The organism is Streptomyces sp. NPDC006923 (assembly GCF_040635655.1).
Taxonomy (GTDB): domain Bacteria; phylum Actinomycetota; class Actinomycetes; order Streptomycetales; family Streptomycetaceae; genus Streptomyces.
The window spans coordinates 17,836-38,116 of record NZ_JBEYIF010000022.1 but is presented as its reverse complement, the minus strand read 5'-3'; the positions used below and the strand labels follow the sequence as shown (position 1 = coordinate 38,116).

19 protein-coding genes and 1 pseudogene are annotated in these 20,281 nt (G+C 68.9%); 16 read left to right on the top strand and 4 right to left on the bottom strand.

The genetic code is table 11. The features are described 5' to 3' along the window. Window positions 1-76: 76 nt before the first annotated feature. Window positions 77-475, top strand: a complete 399-nt coding sequence (locus ABZ707_RS30095; RefSeq protein ID WP_360180931.1) for a hypothetical protein — start codon at window positions 77-79, stop codon at window positions 473-475. Window positions 476-674: 199 nt separating this feature from the next. Here the strand turns inward: ABZ707_RS30095 and ABZ707_RS30090 are convergent, their stop codons facing one another. Beyond that, window positions 675-983 carry a hypothetical protein gene (locus ABZ707_RS30090; RefSeq protein WP_360180929.1) on the bottom strand — a complete coding sequence of 103 codons (309 nt, stop codon included), beginning with the start codon at window positions 981-983 and terminating at the stop codon, window positions 675-677. A 673-nt stretch (window positions 984-1,656) separates the two neighbouring features. On the opposite strand from ABZ707_RS30090, the gene ABZ707_RS30085 reads away from it, so the two are divergent. From ABZ707_RS30085 to ABZ707_RS30040, 10 genes and pseudogenes are all read left to right on the top strand, one after another. Next, entirely contained in the window at window positions 1,657-2,487 is an 831-nt protein-coding gene (locus ABZ707_RS30085) for a DUF317 domain-containing protein (protein WP_360180927.1), read from the top strand. A gap of 22 nt (window positions 2,488-2,509) precedes the next feature. After that, entirely contained in the window at window positions 2,510-3,103 is a 594-nt protein-coding gene (locus ABZ707_RS30080; protein WP_360180925.1) for a hypothetical protein, read from the top strand. A 2-nt stretch (window positions 3,104-3,105) separates the two neighbouring features. After that, on the top strand, window positions 3,106-3,870 hold the full coding sequence (locus ABZ707_RS30075; RefSeq protein WP_360180923.1) for a DUF317 domain-containing protein: 765 nt from the start codon (window positions 3,106-3,108) through the stop codon (window positions 3,868-3,870). Between the two features lie 42 nt (window positions 3,871-3,912). Further along, on the top strand, window positions 3,913-5,706 hold the full coding sequence (locus tag ABZ707_RS30070; RefSeq protein WP_360180921.1) for a TraM recognition domain-containing protein: 1,794 nt from the start codon (window positions 3,913-3,915) through the stop codon (window positions 5,704-5,706). Further along, complete coding sequence (locus ABZ707_RS30065) at window positions 5,703-6,656, top strand: site-specific DNA-methyltransferase (RefSeq protein ID WP_360180919.1); 954 nt, start codon at window positions 5,703-5,705, stop codon at window positions 6,654-6,656. Before ABZ707_RS30070 ends, ABZ707_RS30065 begins: the two co-directional genes overlap by 4 nt. 352 nt (window positions 6,657-7,008) lie before the next feature. Then, the gene (locus tag ABZ707_RS30060) at window positions 7,009-7,587 is read left to right on the top strand and encodes a hypothetical protein (RefSeq protein WP_360180917.1); all 579 of its coding nucleotides are present in this window, start codon (window positions 7,009-7,011) and stop codon (window positions 7,585-7,587) included. A gap of 69 nt (window positions 7,588-7,656) precedes the next feature. Continuing rightward, window positions 7,657-8,493 carry a hypothetical protein gene (locus ABZ707_RS30055; RefSeq protein ID WP_360180915.1) on the top strand — a complete coding sequence of 279 codons (837 nt, stop codon included), beginning with the start codon at window positions 7,657-7,659 and terminating at the stop codon, window positions 8,491-8,493. Between the two features lie 343 nt (window positions 8,494-8,836). Continuing rightward, window positions 8,837-9,643, top strand: coding sequence for a hypothetical protein (locus tag ABZ707_RS30050; RefSeq protein WP_360180913.1), 807 nt, complete (start codon window positions 8,837-8,839; stop codon window positions 9,641-9,643). A gap of 555 nt (window positions 9,644-10,198) precedes the next feature. Further along, window positions 10,199-10,522: pseudogene (locus ABZ707_RS30045) on the top strand (hypothetical protein); the annotation flags it as partial. A 66-nt stretch (window positions 10,523-10,588) separates the two neighbouring features. Then, entirely contained in the window at window positions 10,589-11,191 is a 603-nt protein-coding gene (locus tag ABZ707_RS30040) for an integrase (protein ID WP_360180911.1), read from the top strand. Window positions 11,192-11,226: 35 nt separating this feature from the next. Here the strand turns inward: ABZ707_RS30040 and ABZ707_RS30035 are convergent, their stop codons facing one another. Beyond that, entirely contained in the window at window positions 11,227-12,045 is an 819-nt protein-coding gene (locus ABZ707_RS30035) for a barstar family protein (protein ID WP_360180909.1), read from the bottom strand. A gap of 208 nt (window positions 12,046-12,253) precedes the next feature. After that, window positions 12,254-13,069 (bottom strand): nucleotidyltransferase domain-containing protein, encoded by an 816-nt coding sequence (locus tag ABZ707_RS30030; RefSeq protein WP_360180907.1) that lies wholly within the window; start codon window positions 13,067-13,069, stop codon window positions 12,254-12,256. A gap of 399 nt (window positions 13,070-13,468) precedes the next feature. On the opposite strand from ABZ707_RS30030, the gene ABZ707_RS30025 reads away from it, so the two are divergent. Together ABZ707_RS30025 and ABZ707_RS30020 are read left to right on the top strand one after the other, a co-directional pair. Then, a complete protein-coding gene (locus ABZ707_RS30025; RefSeq protein ID WP_360180905.1) occupies window positions 13,469-14,512 on the top strand; it encodes a site-specific integrase in 1,044 nt (347 codons plus the stop codon). Beyond that, window positions 14,512-16,806 carry a tyrosine-type recombinase/integrase gene (locus ABZ707_RS30020; RefSeq protein WP_360180903.1) on the top strand — a complete coding sequence of 765 codons (2,295 nt, stop codon included), beginning with the start codon at window positions 14,512-14,514 and terminating at the stop codon, window positions 16,804-16,806. Before ABZ707_RS30025 ends, ABZ707_RS30020 begins: the two co-directional genes overlap by 1 nt. Before the next feature lie 58 nt (window positions 16,807-16,864). Here the strand turns inward: ABZ707_RS30020 and ABZ707_RS30015 are convergent, their stop codons facing one another. Then, the gene (locus tag ABZ707_RS30015; RefSeq protein ID WP_360180901.1) at window positions 16,865-17,392 is read right to left on the bottom strand and encodes a GNAT family N-acetyltransferase; all 528 of its coding nucleotides are present in this window, start codon (window positions 17,390-17,392) and stop codon (window positions 16,865-16,867) included. Window positions 17,393-17,573: 181 nt separating this feature from the next. On the opposite strand from ABZ707_RS30015, the gene ABZ707_RS30010 reads away from it, so the two are divergent. The 3 genes from ABZ707_RS30010 to ABZ707_RS30000 are packed head-to-tail and all read left to right on the top strand — an operon-like array spanning window position 17,574 to window position 20,226. Next, the gene (locus ABZ707_RS30010) at window positions 17,574-17,855 is read left to right on the top strand and encodes a hypothetical protein (RefSeq protein ID WP_360180899.1); all 282 of its coding nucleotides are present in this window, start codon (window positions 17,574-17,576) and stop codon (window positions 17,853-17,855) included. Then, window positions 17,852-19,117, top strand: coding sequence for a DNA cytosine methyltransferase (locus tag ABZ707_RS30005; RefSeq protein ID WP_360180897.1), 1,266 nt, complete (start codon window positions 17,852-17,854; stop codon window positions 19,115-19,117). Before ABZ707_RS30010 ends, ABZ707_RS30005 begins: the two co-directional genes overlap by 4 nt. Continuing rightward, entirely contained in the window at window positions 19,117-20,226 is a 1,110-nt protein-coding gene (locus tag ABZ707_RS30000; RefSeq protein WP_360180895.1) for a DnaB-like helicase N-terminal domain-containing protein, read from the top strand. The genes ABZ707_RS30005 and ABZ707_RS30000 overlap by 1 nt, the downstream gene beginning before the upstream one ends. Window positions 20,227-20,281 lie beyond the last annotated feature (55 nt).

The following is a 20,281-nucleotide window of genomic DNA, read 5'->3' as shown; positions in this document are numbered from 1 at the left end:
CACCGTCACCTACACACCCCGCCCCCGTCGCGCTCCCCGCAGCGATGGACGGCCTTGTCCCCAGGAGGACCCTGACATGGGAAACCGCGCCGACGACACGGGCAGTGACGTCGAGATCTACCGCGACGCAGTGAGCGGCGCCATCCGCGCCGACACTCCCACCGGCGCCCCGGAGACCCTTCTCGCGGTGCTGGACAGCCTGGGTCTGGAACGCAAGACCGTGACCACGTCCGGACCGGAGTATGTCTGGCACGAGGTACCCGGGGGCTTGTCCGAGGACAAGCAGAAGCGTCTGGCCTCCCGCGCCATCCCCACCCTGCTAATGGCCGGATACGTCGCCAACATCACCACCGCGACCTTCGACCCGGACGCCTACCTGGAAGCCGCCAACGAGGCCAGAGCCCAGCACGCCGTACCAGACGCCCAGGCCGTGGCTCCGCACACCGGCACCGCCCGCCCCCGGCACGGCCGCTGAACTATCTGTCCCCAGCCGCCCCCACGAAGATGTGGCCCTTTCCCATCCAGCGCACACCACCGCCAATCACCGGTGCCCGCGAGCCCCGCCTGGCCGCCTTCATCCTTCGCTGTTACCTGCATCCCCGGCCCATCGGCACGATCCCCCCTGTCGGCGGACCAATGACGGCCGGTGAGAAGCCCGTCCGGGGGGCCAACGCTCATGCCTGCGGAGGACCATGACTGACCCGCACCCCTATGCCGTTCGTCTCGCTGACGAGATCGCCCGCCTGATCGACCTGCTCGGTGATCACTTGACGCAGGCCATGCCCCGGCAAGCCGCCCAGATCCTTACGAAGGTCCTCGATTCGGAGGAGGGCATCCTCGGCCGCCTCACCACTCTGGTGGCGACCGGCTCCCTGCATGCCAAGCGCCACACCGAGGCAGGGACGTTCCCGCCCGAGGTCTGGCTCGCTCTGGGCCGCGCCGCGAACTCCCTCGCCGACGTATGCCACGACCTCGACGAGCACACCGACAGCGTGCGCCGGCTCGCCCAAGCCGCGACACCCGCCCCGCCGTGCCGACGAACCCCGTGTCCTGCGCGGGCGGGCCGCGCCGGTGAGGAAGCGACAGCAACGCGCGAGTGCGACGGCCGGGCAGCAGGCCCAGCAGTACTGCCTCGTCACACCACGCCATCTGGCCAGCGGCGGCGACCTGCGACACGTCACCGAGTATCTGCGCGCCTCCGACTGGAGCGACCGGTCCGAGACCCGCGGACCGGTCATCCTCGAAGGCCCCGATCGCCCCGTCCGCGTCACCTGCAGCCCCCTACACCGTCCCGGCTGCTTGGATCATCCGCGCAAAGGCCACCGCCCACGAGCAAGCCCGACCAGCGGATCCGCACCACCTCCGTGTCGGTACGGCCTGATGAAATCGCGGCCTGGCAGCGGGTCCGTTTCGCGCTCGCCCGTGCGGCCCGAGCGTCCGCGACCACTGCCCGGACAGAGAGCACCGCACCCACGATCCGCCCGCATACAGCGGGCGGGGCCCGGCCACGCCGCTGATTGGCCGACGACCTGCCCCAACCCCAAGGACGTACATGCCCCCCCTCGCAGAAGCGGCGTCTCCGCGCTACCCCGTCGGCGCGGTGCGACGGTGCCCAGCGCGCAGCGCTGCGCAGTCCGGCCGCGGGCACGGTGCTTCGTGTCTCTGAGTGAGCGGCACCTGGCCGCGTTCGCCGCCGACCATGAGTCCATGCTGCAGTTCGACACGCAGCCACGGTCCCTGGCGGGCCCCGGCGACCCGCGCCACGTCACCCACCCACTGCTCGCCGCCGGGTGGAAAACCGCCTCCGATCCCTCACTTCCCCGGGTCCAGCTCGTCAGCCCGGACGAGCTGGTGGAGGTGACCATCGATCCGACACCGACCTCATCCGGGTCCTGGTGGCGCATCGGAACCCCGCCTTCCGCCTACGGCCCCTACTGGCATATGAGTTTCGGTGGCCTCACGCCGTCGGAGATCGTGGCCGGAGTCGCCGACGCTCTCGCCCGGCCCGTCCCGGACGGCGAGAGCGATGTAGGGCAGATCCTCACCGACGCCGGCTGGACAGGCGTTCCGGTGGCCGGGGCCCCGGGGCACGCGGTTTCTCCCGACCAACTGGTCCATGCCGAGTGGCTGGAGGAGGCCGGGCGGCCCTACCCCTGGCGGGTCGAAGCCGCAGTGCGCCACGATTCGAGCCGCGACGTCGACCATGTCTGGCACGCCTGGATCGGGGACGGCACACCGCCGCATCTGGTGGCGGCGCTGGCACGTGCGCTCGTTGACCCGCAGCCGGTACTCAGGGCGATGTACGACCAGCTTGGCCATTACAGCGCGGTCCAGCATTCCAGCGCCACCACCGGCATGCAGGTCGCCGCCGCACACCGCCAGCGCGTGGCGGCGGCCCGGACAGCGGCCCGCCGCGCCCGGCACGCTCCGGCCACCTCCGCTTCCCCCGCACCCGCCGGCTCTCCGCTCCCCACGCGGCGCCGGTGAACCTCCACACGGAAGACCATCTGTGAACGCTGACCACCCCGGCGACGGCGCTGTTCATGACCCCGCGCTCCAGCAACTCGCTGTGTTCATCCGCGAGAGCAACCAGATCCTCGCCGACTGGGACACCTACTCCGACCAGCACACCGACCTCGACGGCTGGCCGCACGACGGCCACGCCTACGGTCTGCGCGCCCAACGCCGAGACGCCGATACCTGGCGCGCCTTCGCCCGTGTCCGCTCCGGCGCTAAGAACATGCTCGCCACCGCCGAGACACAGATGCGGCGGCTCCCGGCCACAGCCATCCAGCCACGATGGACCTATCAGCTCGGCCGTCTCCACAGCGCGCTCGACCAGATCGTCGTCCTGCGGGCCGACTGGCTCATCACCCGCGACGGCCTGTCCCCCTCGGCCGGGCCAGGGAACGCGGAGTACGACGACGCGCGGGCCAAGCGCAACGGCGAGGCGTGGTCCTACCTGGACGAGTGGGCATCGGCGGGCGAAGTCCTCCTCGAAATCCACCGCGCGGCAGAGCGCCAAACCCCGCCCGCACCTGGGCCAGTGTCGACCCCGGCTCCGCCGGCACCGGCCGGCCATGCGGCAGCGGCGAAAAGGTGACTGTGCCCAACAACATTGAGGTGGGGCTCGTCTCTCCCCGCTACCTCGCCGGGGGAGGCAATCCGGCCTGGATCACCGTCCCACTCCACCGGGCCTGCGGCTGGAGCCACGGCCACGACCCCCTCATGCCCCGCGTCATCCTCTCCAGCCCCGACCAGAAGGCCGTGCTCCGCCTGGACCCGAGGCCCGGCGAGCCGTGGTGGAAACTCCGGCACGCTCGTGCCGGCGAACAGCGCTCCTGGTCGGCGGCCTTCGACGCGCGCACCCCGGTCGAGATCATCGCCGGATTCACCGACGCACTCACCGCCGCCGAGACCGGGCCGGGGCCCACGTCCCACCCTTACGATCCGCTCCGTCAGGCCGACTGGCGGGACGCGCATGGCCACGACGGCCTCACCTCCCCGGACAAAATCGCCCACGTCGAACACGGCACCTCCGACGGCTGGTTGGCGGTCAAGATCATGGTCAGCGAGGATCCCGAGGGCCTGATCTGGCAGGCGTACTTCAGCCGCGACACCCCAGCGCATCTGATCGCCGGATTCACCCGGGCGCTCGCCGACCAGACCCCGCTGCCCCGCGGTCCCCACCCGCTCCGCATCCCCGCGCAGAGCCGCTGCCACGTCCACGCCGCCCAAGCCCTGGTCCCGGCCATCGACGTCGCCTTCCCGCTGGAGAACCGCGTCAGGACACTCGCCGACCGGCAACCGTCCCATCCAGCTCCCGCGCTGCGGACACGAAGTGCGCCGCCGCCCCGACGCACCCGCTGACGCGGCTCGCCCGACCATCGACCCCGCCCACGGATCCGCCCCTTGCCCAAGCCCACGTCCCCATCGAACCCCGACACCTACGACATCCCCTTCAAGTTCCTGCTCGGTATTGCTGCCATCGGCGTCCCCCTGTCGAACCTGGCCTGGCTCTGCGGGAACACCACCGCATGGCTCACCAACTCCGGTCCCTGGACGGCCTACCAGCCGGCCGATGCCCTCTTCCACCGCGACCAGATGTGGCCCACCGCCGGACACACGACCCTGCTCATCGGCGCGCTCATCGTCCCCGCACTGATCACCATCGCTTTCGCTGCCCTCGGCGCGCTGTGGTGGACCCGTCACAAGAGCGGGAGCAGTAAAGCGAAGCGGGTCGCCGGGATGGCCAAGCCGAGGGACATCGAGCCTCTGCTCGCCAAGGCGATCACCATCAAGGCGCGCTCACTGCGGCCAAGTCTGAGGGACACCAAGCGCATTGACGCCCGTGACTCCGGCGTCCTCCTGGGCAACCTGCAGGGCACGAGGCACGAGGTCCGGATGGGGTACGAAGACGTCGCCGTCGCGATCATGGCGCCCCGCTCCGGCAAGACCACGAGCCTGGCCATCCCGTCCATCCTCAACGCCCCCGGCCCCGTCCTGCTCACCTCCAACAAGGCCGCGGGCGACGCCTACACCACCACCCTCGACGCACGAGCGCGGGCGGGGCGGACGTGGTCGATGGATCCCCAGCAGATCGCGCACGCCACACGGACCATGTGGTGGAACCCGCTCGCCGACGCCACCACCCTCGACGGCGCCGGCCGCTTGGCTTCACACTTCCTCGCCGCGTCCGTGGACGCCTCCCAGCAAGGCGACTTCTGGTCCAAGGCCGGCTCCAACATCCTCAGCCAGCTCTTCCTGGCCGCCGCCCTCGACGAACGGCCGATCACCGACGTCATGCAGTGGCTGGCCTTCCCCGCCGACCGCACCCCCCTCGATATCCTCCGCGATCACGCCTTCACCGCCGTCGCCGCCCAGCTCAAGGGCACCGTGGAGGGACCGCCCGAAACCCGGGACGGCATCTACGAGACCGCGAGGCAGTACGCCGCCGCCCTGCTGAACTCGGAGATCGCCGCCTGGGTCACCCCGCAGGCGAACATCCCCGAATTCCGGCCGTCCGACTTCGTCACCAGCACTGACACCCTCTACTTGCTGTCGAAGGACGGTGGAGGCGGCGCGAGCGCGCTGATCGCCGCGTGCGCGGACTCCGTCATGCGGGCCGCAACCACCCAGGCCGAACGCGCCGGCGGTCGCCTCGACCCGCCCATGCTGACAATCCTCGACGAGGCCGCCAACGTGTGCAAAATCAGCGACCTGCCCGACCTGTACTCGCACCTGGGCTCGCGCGGCATCATCCCCCTCACCATCCTGCAGTCCTACCGCCAGGGCCAGAAAGTCTGGGGCGACGCCGGCATGGACTCGCTGTGGTCCGCCTCCACCATCAAGGTCATCGGATCCGGCATCGACGACCCCGACTTCGCCGACAAACTGTCGCGGCTGATCGGCGACCACGACGTCGAGACGAAGTCGACCTCGGTCTCCGACTCCGGAAAATCAACCAGCTTCAGTATGCGGCAGGAACGGATCCTGCCCGCCGACGCCATCCGCGCCCTGCCCAAAGGCACCGCACTCGCCTTCGCCACCGGCATGCGCGCCGCCATGCTCGACCTGCGCCCCTGGTACCTGGAAGACGGAGCGGACGAACTGTCCGCCGCCTCGAAGCGCGCCTCGGCCGCCATCACCCAGCGAGCCGTCGCCAAGACGGCACCAAAGCAGTCCGACTACGGGACGGCCGCGTGACACTCCCCAGCACCGGCCCCGAGCAGTCCCAGAGTGCCGATCCGATTCGGCTCACCTCGGGACGTCTGCACTACACCACTCCGTTGGGTGCCCAGTACAGCGGAGACAGCCGCCTGCTGCTCGGTGAACTGCCGGCGGAGAGCGTGGATCTTTTCGTTACGAGTCCGCCGTTCCCGCTGCTGCGGCCCAAGGAATACGGCAACGCCGACCAGAACGATTACGTTGAATGGCTCCTGCCCTTCGCCGCCGCGGCCCACCGGGCACTCCGCCCGACCGGCAGTCTTGTGATGGAGGTAGGCGGTGCTTACCAACGCGGCCGTCCCACCCGGTCGTTGCACCAGTTCCGCATCCTGCTGGCCTGCACCGACCGCCTCGGATTCCACCTCGCCCAGGAGTTCTACTGGCACAACCCTTCACGGCTGCCGACCCCGGCCGAATGGGTAACCAAACGCAAGATCCGCGCCAAGGACACCGTGAACACCATCTGGTGGCTGTCGAAAACCCCTCACCCGAAGGCCGACACCACCAAGCTCAAAACCCCTTACTCCAAGTCGATGAAAAAGCTCCTGGCAGCCCCGGCCCGGCACTACAGGCCGATGCTCCGCCCCTCGGGCCACACCGTCAGCGAGCACTTCGGCCAGGACACCGGGGGCGCGCTCCCCGCCACCCTGCTGTCGGTGCCCAACAGCACCTCCAACGACGCCTATCTACGAGAATGCCGTCTCCACGGCACACGACCGCACCCCGCCCGCTACCCGGCGAGAATCCCGGAGTTCTTCATCACGTTGTGCACCAACCCCGGCGATCTCGTCGTGGACTTCTTCAGCGGCTCCAACACCACCGGCCACAGCGCAGAACTGCTCGGCAGACGCTGGCTCGGTATCGACCTCGACACCGACTACGCCGCGGCATCAGCCGCACGCTTCCCCCAGGCCGCCGTCCCAGCATGAGCAGGGCCCCGTGGCCCCATCCCTCAACCTCCCGCCCACGTCGAGGCGACCTTGTGATCCGTATCAGCGGATCACCCTGGTTCAGTTAGGACTTCACAACTCCCATGTCCTCTACCACTCACCACCCCGTCCGATGACTTCCCGGTCCGAATCGGCCCCCGGATCCCGCCCGGGCCGGCACAACTGGGCGCTGGCGCAAGGCCCGATCCACGCCCTCGGCGAGTCAAAGAACCTCGGGGCGTGGGCACAGGACCCTCGGTGCCGGGTCTCGAAGGCGACACTCCGGGGGCGGCTTGCCCTCGGCTGGGAGGCCGAGGATGCGATCACTCGCGGCAAGGGCGAGGAACCCCCGTTGCGGTTCGCACATTTCGACCGGTCCCTGCCCCTCCGCGGCTGGGCCGAGCAGAGCGGCATCAGCTATCAGACGCTGTACACCCGGGTCTTCACGGACGGAATGAAATTCAGGGACGCACTGCTCCAGGGACCCGATGACCCGGGCTACGGCGTACCGGTGACCGCGCTCGGCGAGACGAAGCCCCTGCACCTGTGGGCTCTCGATCCGCGGGCGGCCTGCACGGCCGCCCGGCTTCGCTGGCGCGTGAACGCGGGCTGGCCCCCGGAGCAGGCCATCACCGCAAAGCCGCAGCCCTCGCAGGGGCCTCAAACCCGCCCCCGCCCCGAAGCCGCCGGACAGGCACCCGAGTCAGTCGTCCTGGACATCACCGCTGATCACCTGCAGCCCGGCGACAGCGTCCTCGCCGTCGGCCAGGACCCGGCATCCGGCACGCCCGTCCTGACCGTGCGCCGCCCCTCCAGCCCACTCACGCCCGCCGTGCGGAGATCCTCCCTGCCCGCCACGCCGCCCGAGGCCCAGACTGCCGCGCCACCCCCAGCGCCGGCCACACCACAGGCCGGCGCCCCGCGTCGCTGACGCACATACCGAGCAGGACCGCACGTCACTTGCCACTCACCACTCCCCCGCAAGAAAGACCCCATCCCCATGCCCCACCACACCCCCTCCCCGCTGCCGGACCGCCTGCTGATCCTGGCCGCGCAGTTCACCCGCCACAACGACGCCCTTGACCTCACCACCAAAACAGCCGCCCTGCCTGCCCACATCACCTCCGCACAACGGCTCGCCCGATCGACGAGCGAGACGGCCGACGCCATCGCAGGCCAGCCCCTCGAACACACGCCGGACGTCACCGATGTCCTCATCCGACTCCGGCAGACAGCCTTCCTGACCAACGCCGCAGCCGACCATCTCATCGACGCCGAAGACCTCCTGACCACCGTGGGCGACGTGGCATCCGACAGCCCCGACATCCACGACCAGTACTACCGCCAAGACGTGCTCCTGGCCGCTGACAAGCAATTTCATTTGGCCCGCGACCTGACGGCCCTCGCCCCGGAAGCATCCGCCCTGGCCGCAGAGACGCTCGCCCTCGCCCTGCGCCGCCAGCACCTCGACGCCCCAACACTCCCGGCTCCGGAGATCACGCTGTCACGCGCCCAGGACAGCGCATTGCGGGCGATCGCCAGGGGCCACGTCCAGGTCTACGAAGCGGCAGGCCGACAGCACGCCACCAGCCATGACGACCGCCTGCTCCTCACCACGCTCCGGTCCCTGGAGTCCAAGCAGCTCATCCAGTACGACCTCCGCCCAGCACTCGACGACCGGCACCGCGTGCGCCTGACCGCCACCGGCCGCCAGCTGCTCACCGCGAGCTACGGGCTTCCCCCGCGGTCGGCCCTAACGACCAAAGCCGTCCCGAAGACCGCATACCCCACCGCCTCAAACCCCGCAACGCGCCCAGCCGCGCCAAGGACACGCTGACTGCGGCCGGCCCAACACCGGCGTACGCATCGCCCTCGCCATCCCATTCACCCTCGTCCATGGGCCGGACGGCGAAGCGACACGGCGCTTCAAGCCCTCGCTCCCCGAGGCTTCGGCGCCCAATGGACCGCGGCGTTCACCCACGATGCTCCCTAACACCTCGTCGCCCGGTTATTCGCGCACCTCGCCAAAAGCGACCCCGTCGAACGTGTTCTCAACGTGCCGTACACCCAGCACAGCACCAGCGCGCTGATCACACCCGTCAGCGGCACCACGGTGAACCCCACGTCCACCATGCCGTCGCCCAGGCCGCCTGGGCACACGCCGACCGACACCCGAGACGATGACCACCCTCACTGTTCCCGAACGCCTGCTGTCCCTCGGCACAGACTTCACCCGGCACCTCGACGCCCTGAAGAACACCGCGCTCCTGCGCGGCCCGAACCCGGCCGTTAATCTCTGGCGGCACATCCCCACCACCCAGGCCCTGGCCCGGGAAGCCCTCGCCGTGTCCGAGGCTCTGCGCGGCATGCTGCGGCTCTACCACTCACCCGATGTCCGAGCCGCCATGCAACGGTCGGCTCAACTCGGCGCCCTCGCCACGCTCGCCGCCGACCACCTCGTCGACGCCGCAGACCTCCTCCGGGCCACCACACCCACGAGCCGGGAGCAAGCGGTCACCCCACACGCAGAGGCGCTGCCGGAAGCCCGACGCTGCACCACCCTCGCCGAGCAGCTCACGTCCCTCGGCGCCGAGGACTGCCTGGCCACCGCCCGCCTGACCGCCCGCGAACTGCACCGCCAGTTTCTGGGCGCCGCCCACCGGCCGCCAGCGCTCTCACCCGCCCAGCACACCGCGCTGGAGGCCATAGCCGCGGGACGCGTCACCTTCGACCGGCAGCTCGACAAACCGCATGTCCGCAGCGGGGGCACACGCATCGCCGTCAGCACCATCCGGTCCCTGGAGTCCTGCGGCCTCGCGGCCCGCGAACCATGTCCGCTCTGGCTTCAGGATGAGCGGATCCACCTCACCGCTGACGGGTGCCGCGGCCTGGCCGCGGCCTTCGGCCGGGTGAAACCGCCCGCGCTCACCGCTGCCCGCCCTGCAAGCCGCCCGGTCGCGACCGCCGCACGCATCGCGGCCCGTTAGTCCGCATCCCCCGGGGAGACACAATGCTTCCGATACTCCGACAGCACACGATGTCGCCCGCGCCCTTGCCGACCAGATCCACCCCAACGTGGCCGCACGCGACGTGATCGTCAGCGGTCGCCGAGACCCTCGACCGCGTCGCCCCCGTCTTCAGCACCCCGCCCGCCGAGGGGACCGCTCCCGGCCCGCAAGGACACACCCACGGCCCGGGCGCCGCTACTCCGCTCCGGCTCCGACTCCATCGGCCGGACGCCGCCGCTGACATCCGGCTACAGAACCTCCACGGGGAAGGGCAACCACCCTGGCCACCGCTGACCCCCTCCATGCCTGGCCCGCGCCGTGGAGAACCAGCGCCGCTGTGCCGGTTCAGCATCAGGGCCGGTCGTTCTCACTGGCCCTTCACCGCAGAAGTTCATCGAGCCGGCCGCCGGCCTCCTTGACCACGTCCCTGCCCTCTGTCACGCAGTTCAACACGATCGGCTGACGATTCCGAATTCCGATACGCGCAAGTCTCGTTGAGGTGCAGCTTCCATTTCCCCCACCCCAGGACAGGCCATTTCAGATAAGCCCCGATTCCGAGCCCTTTCCCTTGGTGCAGGAGTTCAGTCCAGTACCCTCCTCGCCCTTTCAGCCGAGGGAATTCTCCCGGCGGTCGACGTCGCGATTTTCGCGGACACCGGCTGGGAGCCCAGCGCCGTATATGCCCACCTCGACCGGCTCGAAAAGGAGATTGCTGCACCTGCCGGGATACCCGTTTCGCGGGTCGCCTCCGGAAACATCCGCAACGATACGCTCGACCCCGATCACCGGTTTGTCTCCATGCCTCTCTACATCCTGAACAAGGACGGTAAGCAAGGCATGACCCGGCGCCAATGCACAGTTATCTGCACCAAGTTCCCTCGTTGATCAGCGTGATGGTCAGTGCGATCAACGCGGAGGAACACTATGGAACTGCGACATGAACTGATCGAGGGGCGGGCCGAGCTGCCCCGGGTGGGGGCCGTTGTCCCCGCTCGGGGAGCCCATCCTCCGTACATCGTCGTGAACGCGTACGACGACGAGATCGAGGCGGCTACCGCCTACCTGCGGGATTCCACCCGTGGCTGCGTCGCCGTTTTCGACGAGGACGTGATCCGCCACTACCAGGCCCACCTCCACCAGAGGCGCCAGGTCCGGCCCTCCGAGGAGTACCGGGACACCACCGAGCAGGAGTGGACCGAGTTCGAGGAGCACTTCGACCGCCGCAAGGTCGAGCTCGGCTCCTGCGGACGCCCCTACGGCACCCCCTGCCAGCACGAACACGCCTGCATCCGCTGCCCGATGCTCCACGTCAATCCCAAGATGCTCGCCCGGCACTCCGAGCTCGAAGCCGACCTCCTGCAACGCAGGACGCAGGCCGAGGCCGAAGGCTGGATCGGCGAGATCGAGGGCATCGACCTCACCCTCGCCTTCCTCCGCGCGAAGCGCGACGAGACCCAACGCCGAGCCCAGCGACCGGCTGTCCACCTCGGCATCCCCGCCCGCCGCCGCCCGCAGGAGTCCGAATGACGTTCCCCAGTCCGATGCCTCGAAGCAACGAGCTGTCACCGAAGGATGACGCTCACACCCCGTTCCTCGAAGATCTCCAGGAGCAGGTCGAACAGCGCAAGCTCGCGATCACCGGCGGGCACGCGTTCCGCCAACCGCGTTCGAGCCTCGGCAGAGAAGTCCCAGTGCAAGGTGAACGGAGTGGTCGCGCCCCAGCCGCCTCTCAGACAGTCGTCCAGAGCGTCCAGGTTCCAGCCGAAGTATCCACCGGGCCCGTTGATGGCCTCACCGATCGCGCAGTAGAAGCTGTCCCGGTCAACGATGTGTCGGCCATCCAAGGTGAACACCTGCCCGGCAGGCGCCTCGGGCTTCCCCTGACGTTGGTACTCCTGGGACCACAGGGCCACCGACAGCCACGCGTGTCGGTCCTCGGGCGCGAGTTCGTACCACATCCCGGTGTGGTTCAGGTGGCCGGTGCGGACCAGCTCCCACGGTCGTTCCGCCCCGGGCAGGGCGTTCTCGCACCAGAGCATCACCGTGAGGTCGACGAGACCAGCACCACTGGCGGACGGCTTGACGTCAATGACAGTGACCTCGTTGACGAAGTAGGACCCCATGGTGGCACCGTCACCGTCGAGGAGCTCGAACCAGGCGTTCCCCGCCACGGCACGCCGACTGCCGACCTGGTCAACGCACCCCAGTAGGCCACCCTGCGGGAGGCAACCCGCGAGGTGCACTCGGCGCGCTCCTTCCTCATCCGGCAGGGGCGTGAACAACCCCTCCGCGTCCTGAGCAAAGCCCCAGAAGTCGCTGTCGTCCTCGTCCGAGGTCAGCGCGTACTTCTGCCCCTCACCGCCCCGCCCTGATGTTCGCATCACACCCCCCATTGAGAGCGCTGATCTTACCGACGCGTGGGATCTGCCCTGCGGTCGCCGGCGCCGCCACCCCTGACCCCACCCCATCCATCTCGGAGGGCCTTTGACGAGTGACATACCCACCTTCACCCATGAGAGTGAAGTGCAGAGAGGCACTTCAGTACTCAACCACCACCTTCATCGCGAACTTCCACAGCTGCGGCACTGGTCACCTGGCGAGCTCGTGGCCTACCTCCGCGACCAGCCTGTCAGCGTCATCAAGGGCAGCTGCAAGCGTCTCCGGAGTCGTACCGAGCGCCGAAAACAACCCGTGAGCCCGTCCAGCGAAGTCCTCAGGTGCAGCAGGGAGTCCTCCTGCTGCCTGCACGGCACCCTTCTCGTTGAGCACCCATTTCCTGGCATGGGCGTGGAGGGCATGGACGAGAAGTCCAACCGCGCGAAAGAGGCAGCCAGCGACGTAGAAGGCGTCGCCGCGGGATGCTCCCTTGCGAGCGCCGGCCAGGATGAACGGTGCCTCCCATTGCGCGTTGTCGATGAGCGCCTCACGCAGAGGCTCTGGATAGAGGCGCGTCTGTTCCTGCAGGGCCTGAAGCTCGCCAGTGGGGTCGGCGAGGATACGTCCCAGGGCCACCTCACCGGCATAGGCGTGGGAGTACACCCCCAGGGGGTGGCCGGGCTGGGCACCGATCTCGAACTGCCCGGCCTGACACTGCTGCCAGACGCGGTGAACACGGTCGATGTCGCGGTAGATCCAGTCGACGTGTTGGCCGTCGATCGTCAGCCAGCCGCCGCCGTCCACCCACGGTCCCCAGCCGCCCGGCTCGGTGACCTCTACCGGCTTACTGGTCAGCTCGGCCGCCAGCAGACGCAGCGTCGTGGTGTCCAGCGGTGGCCGGTAGTACAGGCCCAGGTCGTAGTCGGAATCGGAGCGGTGCGTACCTCTCGCCCGACTGCCCCCCAGACACACCCCAACGACGCCGCTGACCTCTACCAGCCGATTCGCGATCTCCGCCAAGCGATCCATGGGCCACAGTCTGCGGAGCCGGATCGCCAGGCGCGACCGCTTTACCCATCACCCACATCCAAAGTGTTCACCCCTGCGGGTGAAGTGCAGAGAAGCACCGGTGAATACAAGATAAAACCAATTAAGAGGAAGGTTCGTGAAATCCTCGGATACTCCTACCCGCGGCGTATCCCCAAGGGGGTATACGTGGAGCAGTGGGTCGGCATCTCCACGGATGAATTTCACCGCGCCAAGGACGCCCACGTCCGTTACATGAGCAACGTCCACCCGCTCATCGACATGGGATGGTCGCTCGGTGACTGTGTCCGATACCTGACGTCACGCGGTCTCGGTGACACTCCGAAATCATCATGCCTCGGCTGCCTTATGTGGAATCTGGTGCGGCTAGGTTGCGGCACTATGACCCAGATCGAGTGGGTTCGCTACCCACACCTCGCAACTCAGGACCATGCTCGGCGCTGGCTCCAGTTCACGGCCAACCTCGGCCGCGCGCCGAGCACCATCGACGCGTACGGCCGCTCCGTCGAAGACCATCTCCATTACTGCGTCAAGCAGGGCGAAGACCCGCTCACCCTCAAGGCTGACGTTGTTGCCGGCTGGATCGGCGATCTGCGCACCAGGCCCAATCCGCGATCGGTGAAGGTGATCCACTTCGACTCCGGCGCCGGCCTGGCCAACGCCACCATCCAGCTGCGCGTGGTCGCCGCCCGGTCCTTCTACGCCTTTCTCGTCGAGGACGGGCTGCGCGAGCTCAATCCCGTACGCCGCGGCCAGTCCGGACGGGGCGGACGCCACCCCCGCCGCGGCCTGGTGCGACGCGTGGAGAAGGCGCCCTGGATCCCCACGGAAGTCGGCTGGAGCCGGATCCTCACGGCGGTTCGTACGCAGCCGCTACGCAATCGGCTGATGACTGCCCTGGCCTACGACGGAGCGCTGCGCCGTGAGGAGCTGACACAACTCGATGTCGAGGACATCGACCCGGCCTACTCCCTGATCCATCTGCGTGCGGAGACCACGAAGAGCCAGCGCGCCCGGGAGGTCGCCTACGGCGCGGCCACCGGACAGCTGCTGATGGCCTACTTGAACCAGCGACGGGCCCGGTTCGGGCGGATCGGCGGCGCGGTCTTCCGCAGCGAGTCGCGCCGGAACTTCGGCGAGCCTCTGTCGGAGTGGACCTGGTCGAAGGTCGCCGAGGACATCGCCCGTCGGTCGAAGACGCCGAACCTGTCGACGCACACCTTCCGGCACCTCCGGCTGACCGATCTCGCCCGCGCCGACTGGACCCTCGATCAGATCGCCCAGTACGCCGGCCACCGCGACCTGGACACCACGATGAAGTACATCCACCTCAGCGGTCGCGAGCTTGCCGAGCGTTTCCAGCGCGCTAACAACGCGGTCACCGAAGCACGAGAGCAGTTGCTGGCGTTCCTGGTGGAGGCGTGATGGCGCACCTTATCGCCCTGCCTGCCGACCCGAGCGACTCTGCGGCACCGTTGGCGAAGCCGTACGCCGACCTGGCGGTCACCTCGGTGCAGTGGCAGATCCTGGCCGGCTTCGCCGAGCGCAGGTCCCACAAGCTCAAAGTGCATGAGCACGCCGCCCTGGACCGCATCGTCGACCCGCTCGATCGGACCATGGCCCGCTGGGACCGGTCGGGCCTGGGAACGGCACCGCGGACGTTCCTGCTGCGGGAGATGCACCGGCGACGGAGCCCCTTCTGGCGGTGGGACGAGACGGTCTGGCTGGAGGTCGTCGGCCCGGACGGCAGCTGCCCGAAGAACCTCCGTTTCTCCGTCACTGCCATGGCCAACACACTCTGCGGCCAGCGGCGACTGCATGCCCGCGCGGGGCTGATGCAGCTGCACCGCCAAGCGGATCTCGTCTTCGGCGCTGACCCGGTCCGCGCCGCCATCGACGACGTCATCGACACGCTCACCTCGTGGAACGCCACCCGCGAGGTCATGCGCTGGCAGATCGCCAACGCGGTGGTGGACATCCTGCTCAGCAACGGCAGCCCGGATCTGGAGGACGTCTCCGACGAGATCCTCGTCGCCCTGGTGGCGGAGTACGAGCCCGGGACGGCTCGCCGCAACGGCATCTTCAAGGTCTCCCGTGTCCTGGCCGACCGCGGCATCATCACCAAGCCGCTGACCAACAATCACCAAAACACCGGCCCGCGGGCTGCCACCCTGGCCGACGTCCCGCCGGCGTGGCTGGAGTGGGCTCAGAGGTGGAGGAAGCTCGCGCTCCAGGAGCCTGCCACGGTCCGCACGATGTTCTCCACCATCCTCGTTGCCGGCCGCTGGGCGGCGGAGAAGCACCCAGAGGCAATCGCCCCGGACCAGTGGACGCGGGACATGGCAGCGGAGTACGTCGCGGACACCATGAGCGCCGTCAACGGTCAGTGGGCTGGTCATAACTCCAACAAGACCACCTTCGGCAAGCCGCTCGGCGCTTCCGGCAAGGCCAACCGGATGGACTCCCTGCGCGGCTTCTTCTGCGACCTCATCGAGTGGGAGTGGATCACTCCGAAGTTCGACCCGCGCCGGGTGCTCAGCCTGCCGCTGTCCGTGCGCAGCCAGCTGGGCCCCAACCCCCGGATCATCGACGACGCCTCCTGGGCCAAGCTCATGGCCGCCGGCCTGACCCTCAACAGCGAGGACCTTCCGGAGTACGGGTCGCCCGCCGCCCGCCGTCTGGGACGAGCCCAGATCTACTACCCGATCCAGATGATCCGCGCCCTGGTCGGCGTCTGGCTGTTCGGTGGCTGCCGGATCGATGAGATCCGCCGTCTGGAACCGGACTGCGTGATCTGGGACCAAGGCCACGACGAGACCACCGGAGAGCCCTTCCAGATCTGCCTGCTGCGTGTCCCGGCCAACAAGACCTCTCCGGCCTTCAACAAGCCCGTCGACCCCGTCGTCGGGCAGCTCATCGAGGCGTGGAACCTCGTCCGCCCGCCCCAGCCGCGGATCGAGGACCGCAAGACCCGCCAGCCCAAGGAGCATCTGTTCTGCGTCCGCGGCCAGCTCATCGGCAAGAACTACCTCAACGACTACGTGATCCCCGAGCTCTGCCGGAAAGCCGGCATCCCGGAGTCCGACTCCCGCGGCGCGCTGACCAGCCATCGAGCCCGCGCCACCATCGCCACCCAGCTGCTCAACGCGCGCGAACCGCTCACCCTGGTCGACCTCCAGCAGTGGCTCGGCCACAAGCACGCGGCCAGCACCCGCCACTACGCCAAGATCCTTCAGCGCACGCTCAGCGCCGCCTATAAGAAGGCCGACTACTTCGCCCGCAACGTTCGCACCATCCAGGTGCTCGTCGACCGCGAAAGCATCCTCACCGGCGCCGCCGCCGACGGACAGCCCTGGAAGTACTACGACCTCGGCGACGGCTACTGCACCTACGACTTCTTCGCCAAGTGCCCGCACCGGCTCTCCTGCGCCCGCTGCCCCTTCTACAAGCCCAAGGACAGCAGCGCCGGACAGATCCTCGCCGTCAAGGACGGCATCGCCAAGATGCTCGAAACCGTCGACCTCACCGACGACGAGCGAGAAGCCCTCGAAGGCGACCGCGATGCGATCAGCGCCCTGGCGAAGCGCCTGGCAGACACCCCGACCCCTGCCGGGCCGACCCCCGCCGAACTCGGCACCGCGGACACATTCATCCCGCTGACCAAACTGCTCGGCACCCTCGCTCCCACCCAACCCGGCCCAACCGAAGGCGCCTCTTGATATCCGTCCCGCACGTCCACCAAGCCGCCGATGTCGAGCTGCCTCCCGGCGAACCCCCTCACGCGGAGGCAGCGTCGGCGGCCCAAGCTGACCTCGGCAAGATCATCTGCATCGCCGACCAGGACTTGCCCGCGAACTGCACAACGTCCCGCAGCACGCGATCGCAGCCGAAGCCCAGCCCTTCATACAGGCGGATCGCGTTCGCGTTGTCGTCCCAGACCCCCAGCTCGATCTGCTCCAAGCCCAGGTCGCCGAACCCGGCGTCCAGCGCCTTCGTCAACATTGCGGCGCCATATCCCTTGCCCCGGACCTCCGGCGCCACCAGGACGCGCCCGAGCCGGCCGCTGGCGTTCGCCGCGTCGATCCGCACCGAGACGTGGCCCACGACATGGTCGTTGGTCGGATCGAAGGCCATCCAGCTCTGGCGCAGCGGTGTCGCGGACTCAGCCGCATATTCGGCCAGCTGGCCCTCGTCAAACGGCCAGCTGAAGTGGTGCCCGGACCAATTCCATAGCTCGGCAGGCCCCTCGATCCACTCGACGAGCTGTCGGCAGTCAGCGGCCCTGAAGTCCCGCAGCTCAACCATGGGCCATCCCTCGGTGCAGAACGATCGTCATGGCCCAGACCCTACCGAGGCACCGACGATGCGGCCGAGCGAGGAAACACCGGCCCGACACGATGTCGGATTCCAAATAACTTGCCCGTACCACGGCATCGCCCAGTGGCGGAACATTCGTGACACGAGCCCCAGCGAGTGGCAGGACGTCGTGGAATTCGATGCCGCGATCCGTCAGGGCACCCGCGCCAACGCGACCGGTAACGAATTGCTCGGCCAGGCGTTGCTCCACCGCTCCCGCGTACCGCTGGGCCAGGCGCCGATCGACCACGTCACCGCCGCCGAATGGACGGCGCGGCAGCAGGAGTTCAGCGCCGGTCCGGATGTAGAGGATCTGGAGCAGGGCGTTGTCGACGGATGCTCACCGTGGGCCTGCCGCGGTACTGAAGCGGAGACTGAGACGGCGCGGGATGATTTCGGTCTGACCGCGTGAGCCGCTTCATAATTGACCTTTTTGCCGGACCGGGGGGCTGGAGCCACGCTCTGACCGTGCTCGGCGTGAGAGATGTCGGTCTGGAATGGGACACCTGGGCTTGCAGGACACGTGCCGCGGCAGGGCAGTCGACGATCCGAACGGACGTCGCCCGATACCCGGCACGGGTCTTTGCCGGGCGGACGCTGGGGCTGATCGCGTCGCCGCCGTGCCAAGCGTGGTCCAGGGCCGGGATGCGGCTCGGGCTGGTCGACCAGCCCCTGGTCCATCAGGCCGTGGCGGATCTCGCCGCCGGGCGCGATACCCGCGAGGCGCTGCTGGTCTCGTGCCGCGATGAGCGTTCCCTGCTGGCCGCCGAGCCCATGCGCTACCTACACGCCCTCAAGGGGGTCGGGGAGCCGGAGTGGGTGCTCATGGAGGAGGTCCCCGATGTCCTGCCGCTGTGGCGGCAGTACGCGGCGATCCTGCGGAGCTGGGGATTCTCCGTGTGGGTGGGCATCTTGAACGCGGCCGACTACGGGGTTCCGCAGACCCGCCGGCGGGCGATCCTGATCGCCTCCCGCACCCGTACCGCCGTGCCGCCGGATCCGACGCACGCCCGCCTTGCGGAGGCGGAGACGCTGTTCGGGCCGGGTCGTGAGCGGTGGAGGTCGATGGCGGATGCGCTCGACTGGGGGGCCACCGACCGGCCGGTGCCGACCGTGTGCGCCGGCGGCGGACCCGGGGGCGGACCCGAGCCTTTCCCTTCCGGCTCCCGCAAAGCCCTCACTGACGCACGCGACCGCGGCACCTGGAAACACCACACTCTCCGCCCCCATCACCTGCCAGCCATCGCCCCGGAGAGGCCGTCGGAGACACCCACCCGCGTGAGCCACCGGGCCGCCACGCCCGGCGACCACCCGGAAAGCCGCCGCTGGACGTGGTCGCTGCGTACCTCCAACCAGACCAACGCAACCGTCCGTTCCTTGGACGAGCCGGCGGGCACGCTGTTCTTCGGCCACCGCTCCAACGAATGCCTCTGGCTCGCCGAACCCGTCGGCCACGAAGAGCGTGAAGGGACGACGGTGCCGGAAGCAATCCGGATCACCGCCCAGGAAGCGGGAATTCTGCAAACCTTTCCCGCCAACTACCCGTGGCAGGGCAACAAGGGGCAAACATTCTCCCAGATCGGCAACGCCGTGCCCCCCAGGCTCGCCGCTCATCTGCTGGCCCCGCATCTGGGCAAGACGCTCAGCCGCGACGACTTCACCCTGGCCGCCTGATGCCCCACACCGGCGAACCGCATCGCAACAACCCGGACGACACGGTGGTACCGCGACCGGTGGACTACGCCGTGCGCGCCCTCCTCGGAGCGCTCCTGCAGGACCCACAACAGCTCAAGACCGTCAGCGGTCTTGAGCCCACCCACCTCGACGACTCCACCCACCGCTTCCTGCTCGCAGCTATGCGCACCCTCCCATTGCCCGATCCCGACATACACGCCAGGGAGCCGGTCTGGCTCAACGCGGTACTCGCCGCGGCCCGGCCCGAAGCCGCCGGCCTGACCGGTTCCTACCTGCACCAGCTGATCCAGGCGTGCCCCCGGCCCGACCACGCGGCGGCATACGCGCACATCATCATGGCCGACCACGCCCGCCGGACGCTCCTCGCCCACGCCGAACAACTCGCCCAGACGGCAACCGACACCACGCTGCCGGACCCGGGCACCGCCACACTCGCCGTTGCCGACACCCTGGTCCGGATTCTGGACGGCCTCGCAAGCCGCTTCCCCTCACACGCCGGCTCCCTGCCCCGCACACCGCCACCCCCAGCCCTTCCCCGCGATACGGGCGAGGACATCCTGGAAGAGGAGCGGCTCCTCCTCGCCGCCGCGATCGCGCACCCGGACGACCTGCAGCGAATGCGCTGGCTCCACCACGACGACTTCGCCCTGCCCCTCCACGCGGCTTTGTTCCAGTGCGTGAGCCCTCTCGCCCACCGCGGTGATCCCGTCGACCCGGTCACCGTGCTCTGGGAGGCCCAGCACCGAGGACTGCTCACCGCGGACACCACCGCGGACGACCTGGTGGCCCTCCTGTCAGCACCGGCCGGCCCGCCCGAGTACTGGGGAGAGCGCATCCTCCACCGCGCACTGCTCGCCCAGGCAGACACCACAGCCCGGCGCATCCACCACTACGCCGAGGACCCCGCCAACACGCCCCACGAGCTCATCACCGGCAGCCGCCGCGCCCTCGCCCCACTGCACGCCATACGGGCCCGCCACGCACGCATCAACCACCCGTCCCACCCGCCGACCGCACCACGCACTACCCCAACACCGGCCGTCACCCGCGCCACCACGCTTCCCACCACCACCGGCGTGACCCGATAACCACCCCACCCCGGTCCGGCCGGACCATCCGCCCGGCCGGACCCCACACCCGAGG

What these genes read in the sequence shown, in the direction of transcription:
- ABZ707_RS30095 (WP_360180931.1), top strand. Translation starts at nt 77, where the DNA reads ATGGGAAACCGCGCCGACGACACGGGCAGTGACGTCGAGATCTACCGC.
- ABZ707_RS30055 (WP_360180915.1), top strand. Translation starts at nt 7,657, where the DNA reads ATGCCCCACCACACCCCCTCCCCGCTGCCGGACCGCCTGCTGATCCTG.
- ABZ707_RS30050 (WP_360180913.1), top strand. Translation starts at nt 8,837, where the DNA reads ATGACCACCCTCACTGTTCCCGAACGCCTGCTGTCCCTCGGCACAGAC.
- ABZ707_RS30040 (WP_360180911.1), top strand. Translation starts at nt 10,589, where the DNA reads ATGGAACTGCGACATGAACTGATCGAGGGGCGGGCCGAGCTGCCCCGG.
- ABZ707_RS30035 (WP_360180909.1), bottom strand. Translation starts at nt 12,045, where the DNA reads ATGCGAACATCAGGGCGGGGCGGTGAGGGGCAGAAGTACGCGCTGACC.
- ABZ707_RS30030 (WP_360180907.1), bottom strand. Translation starts at nt 13,069, where the DNA reads ATGGATCGCTTGGCGGAGATCGCGAATCGGCTGGTAGAGGTCAGCGGC.
- ABZ707_RS30025 (WP_360180905.1), top strand. Translation starts at nt 13,469, where the DNA reads ATGACCCAGATCGAGTGGGTTCGCTACCCACACCTCGCAACTCAGGAC.
- ABZ707_RS30020 (WP_360180903.1), top strand. Translation starts at nt 14,512, where the DNA reads ATGGCGCACCTTATCGCCCTGCCTGCCGACCCGAGCGACTCTGCGGCA.
- ABZ707_RS30015 (WP_360180901.1), bottom strand. Translation starts at nt 17,392, where the DNA reads ATGGTTGAGCTGCGGGACTTCAGGGCCGCTGACTGCCGACAGCTCGTC.
- ABZ707_RS30000 (WP_360180895.1), top strand. Translation starts at nt 19,117, where the DNA reads ATGCCCCACACCGGCGAACCGCATCGCAACAACCCGGACGACACGGTG.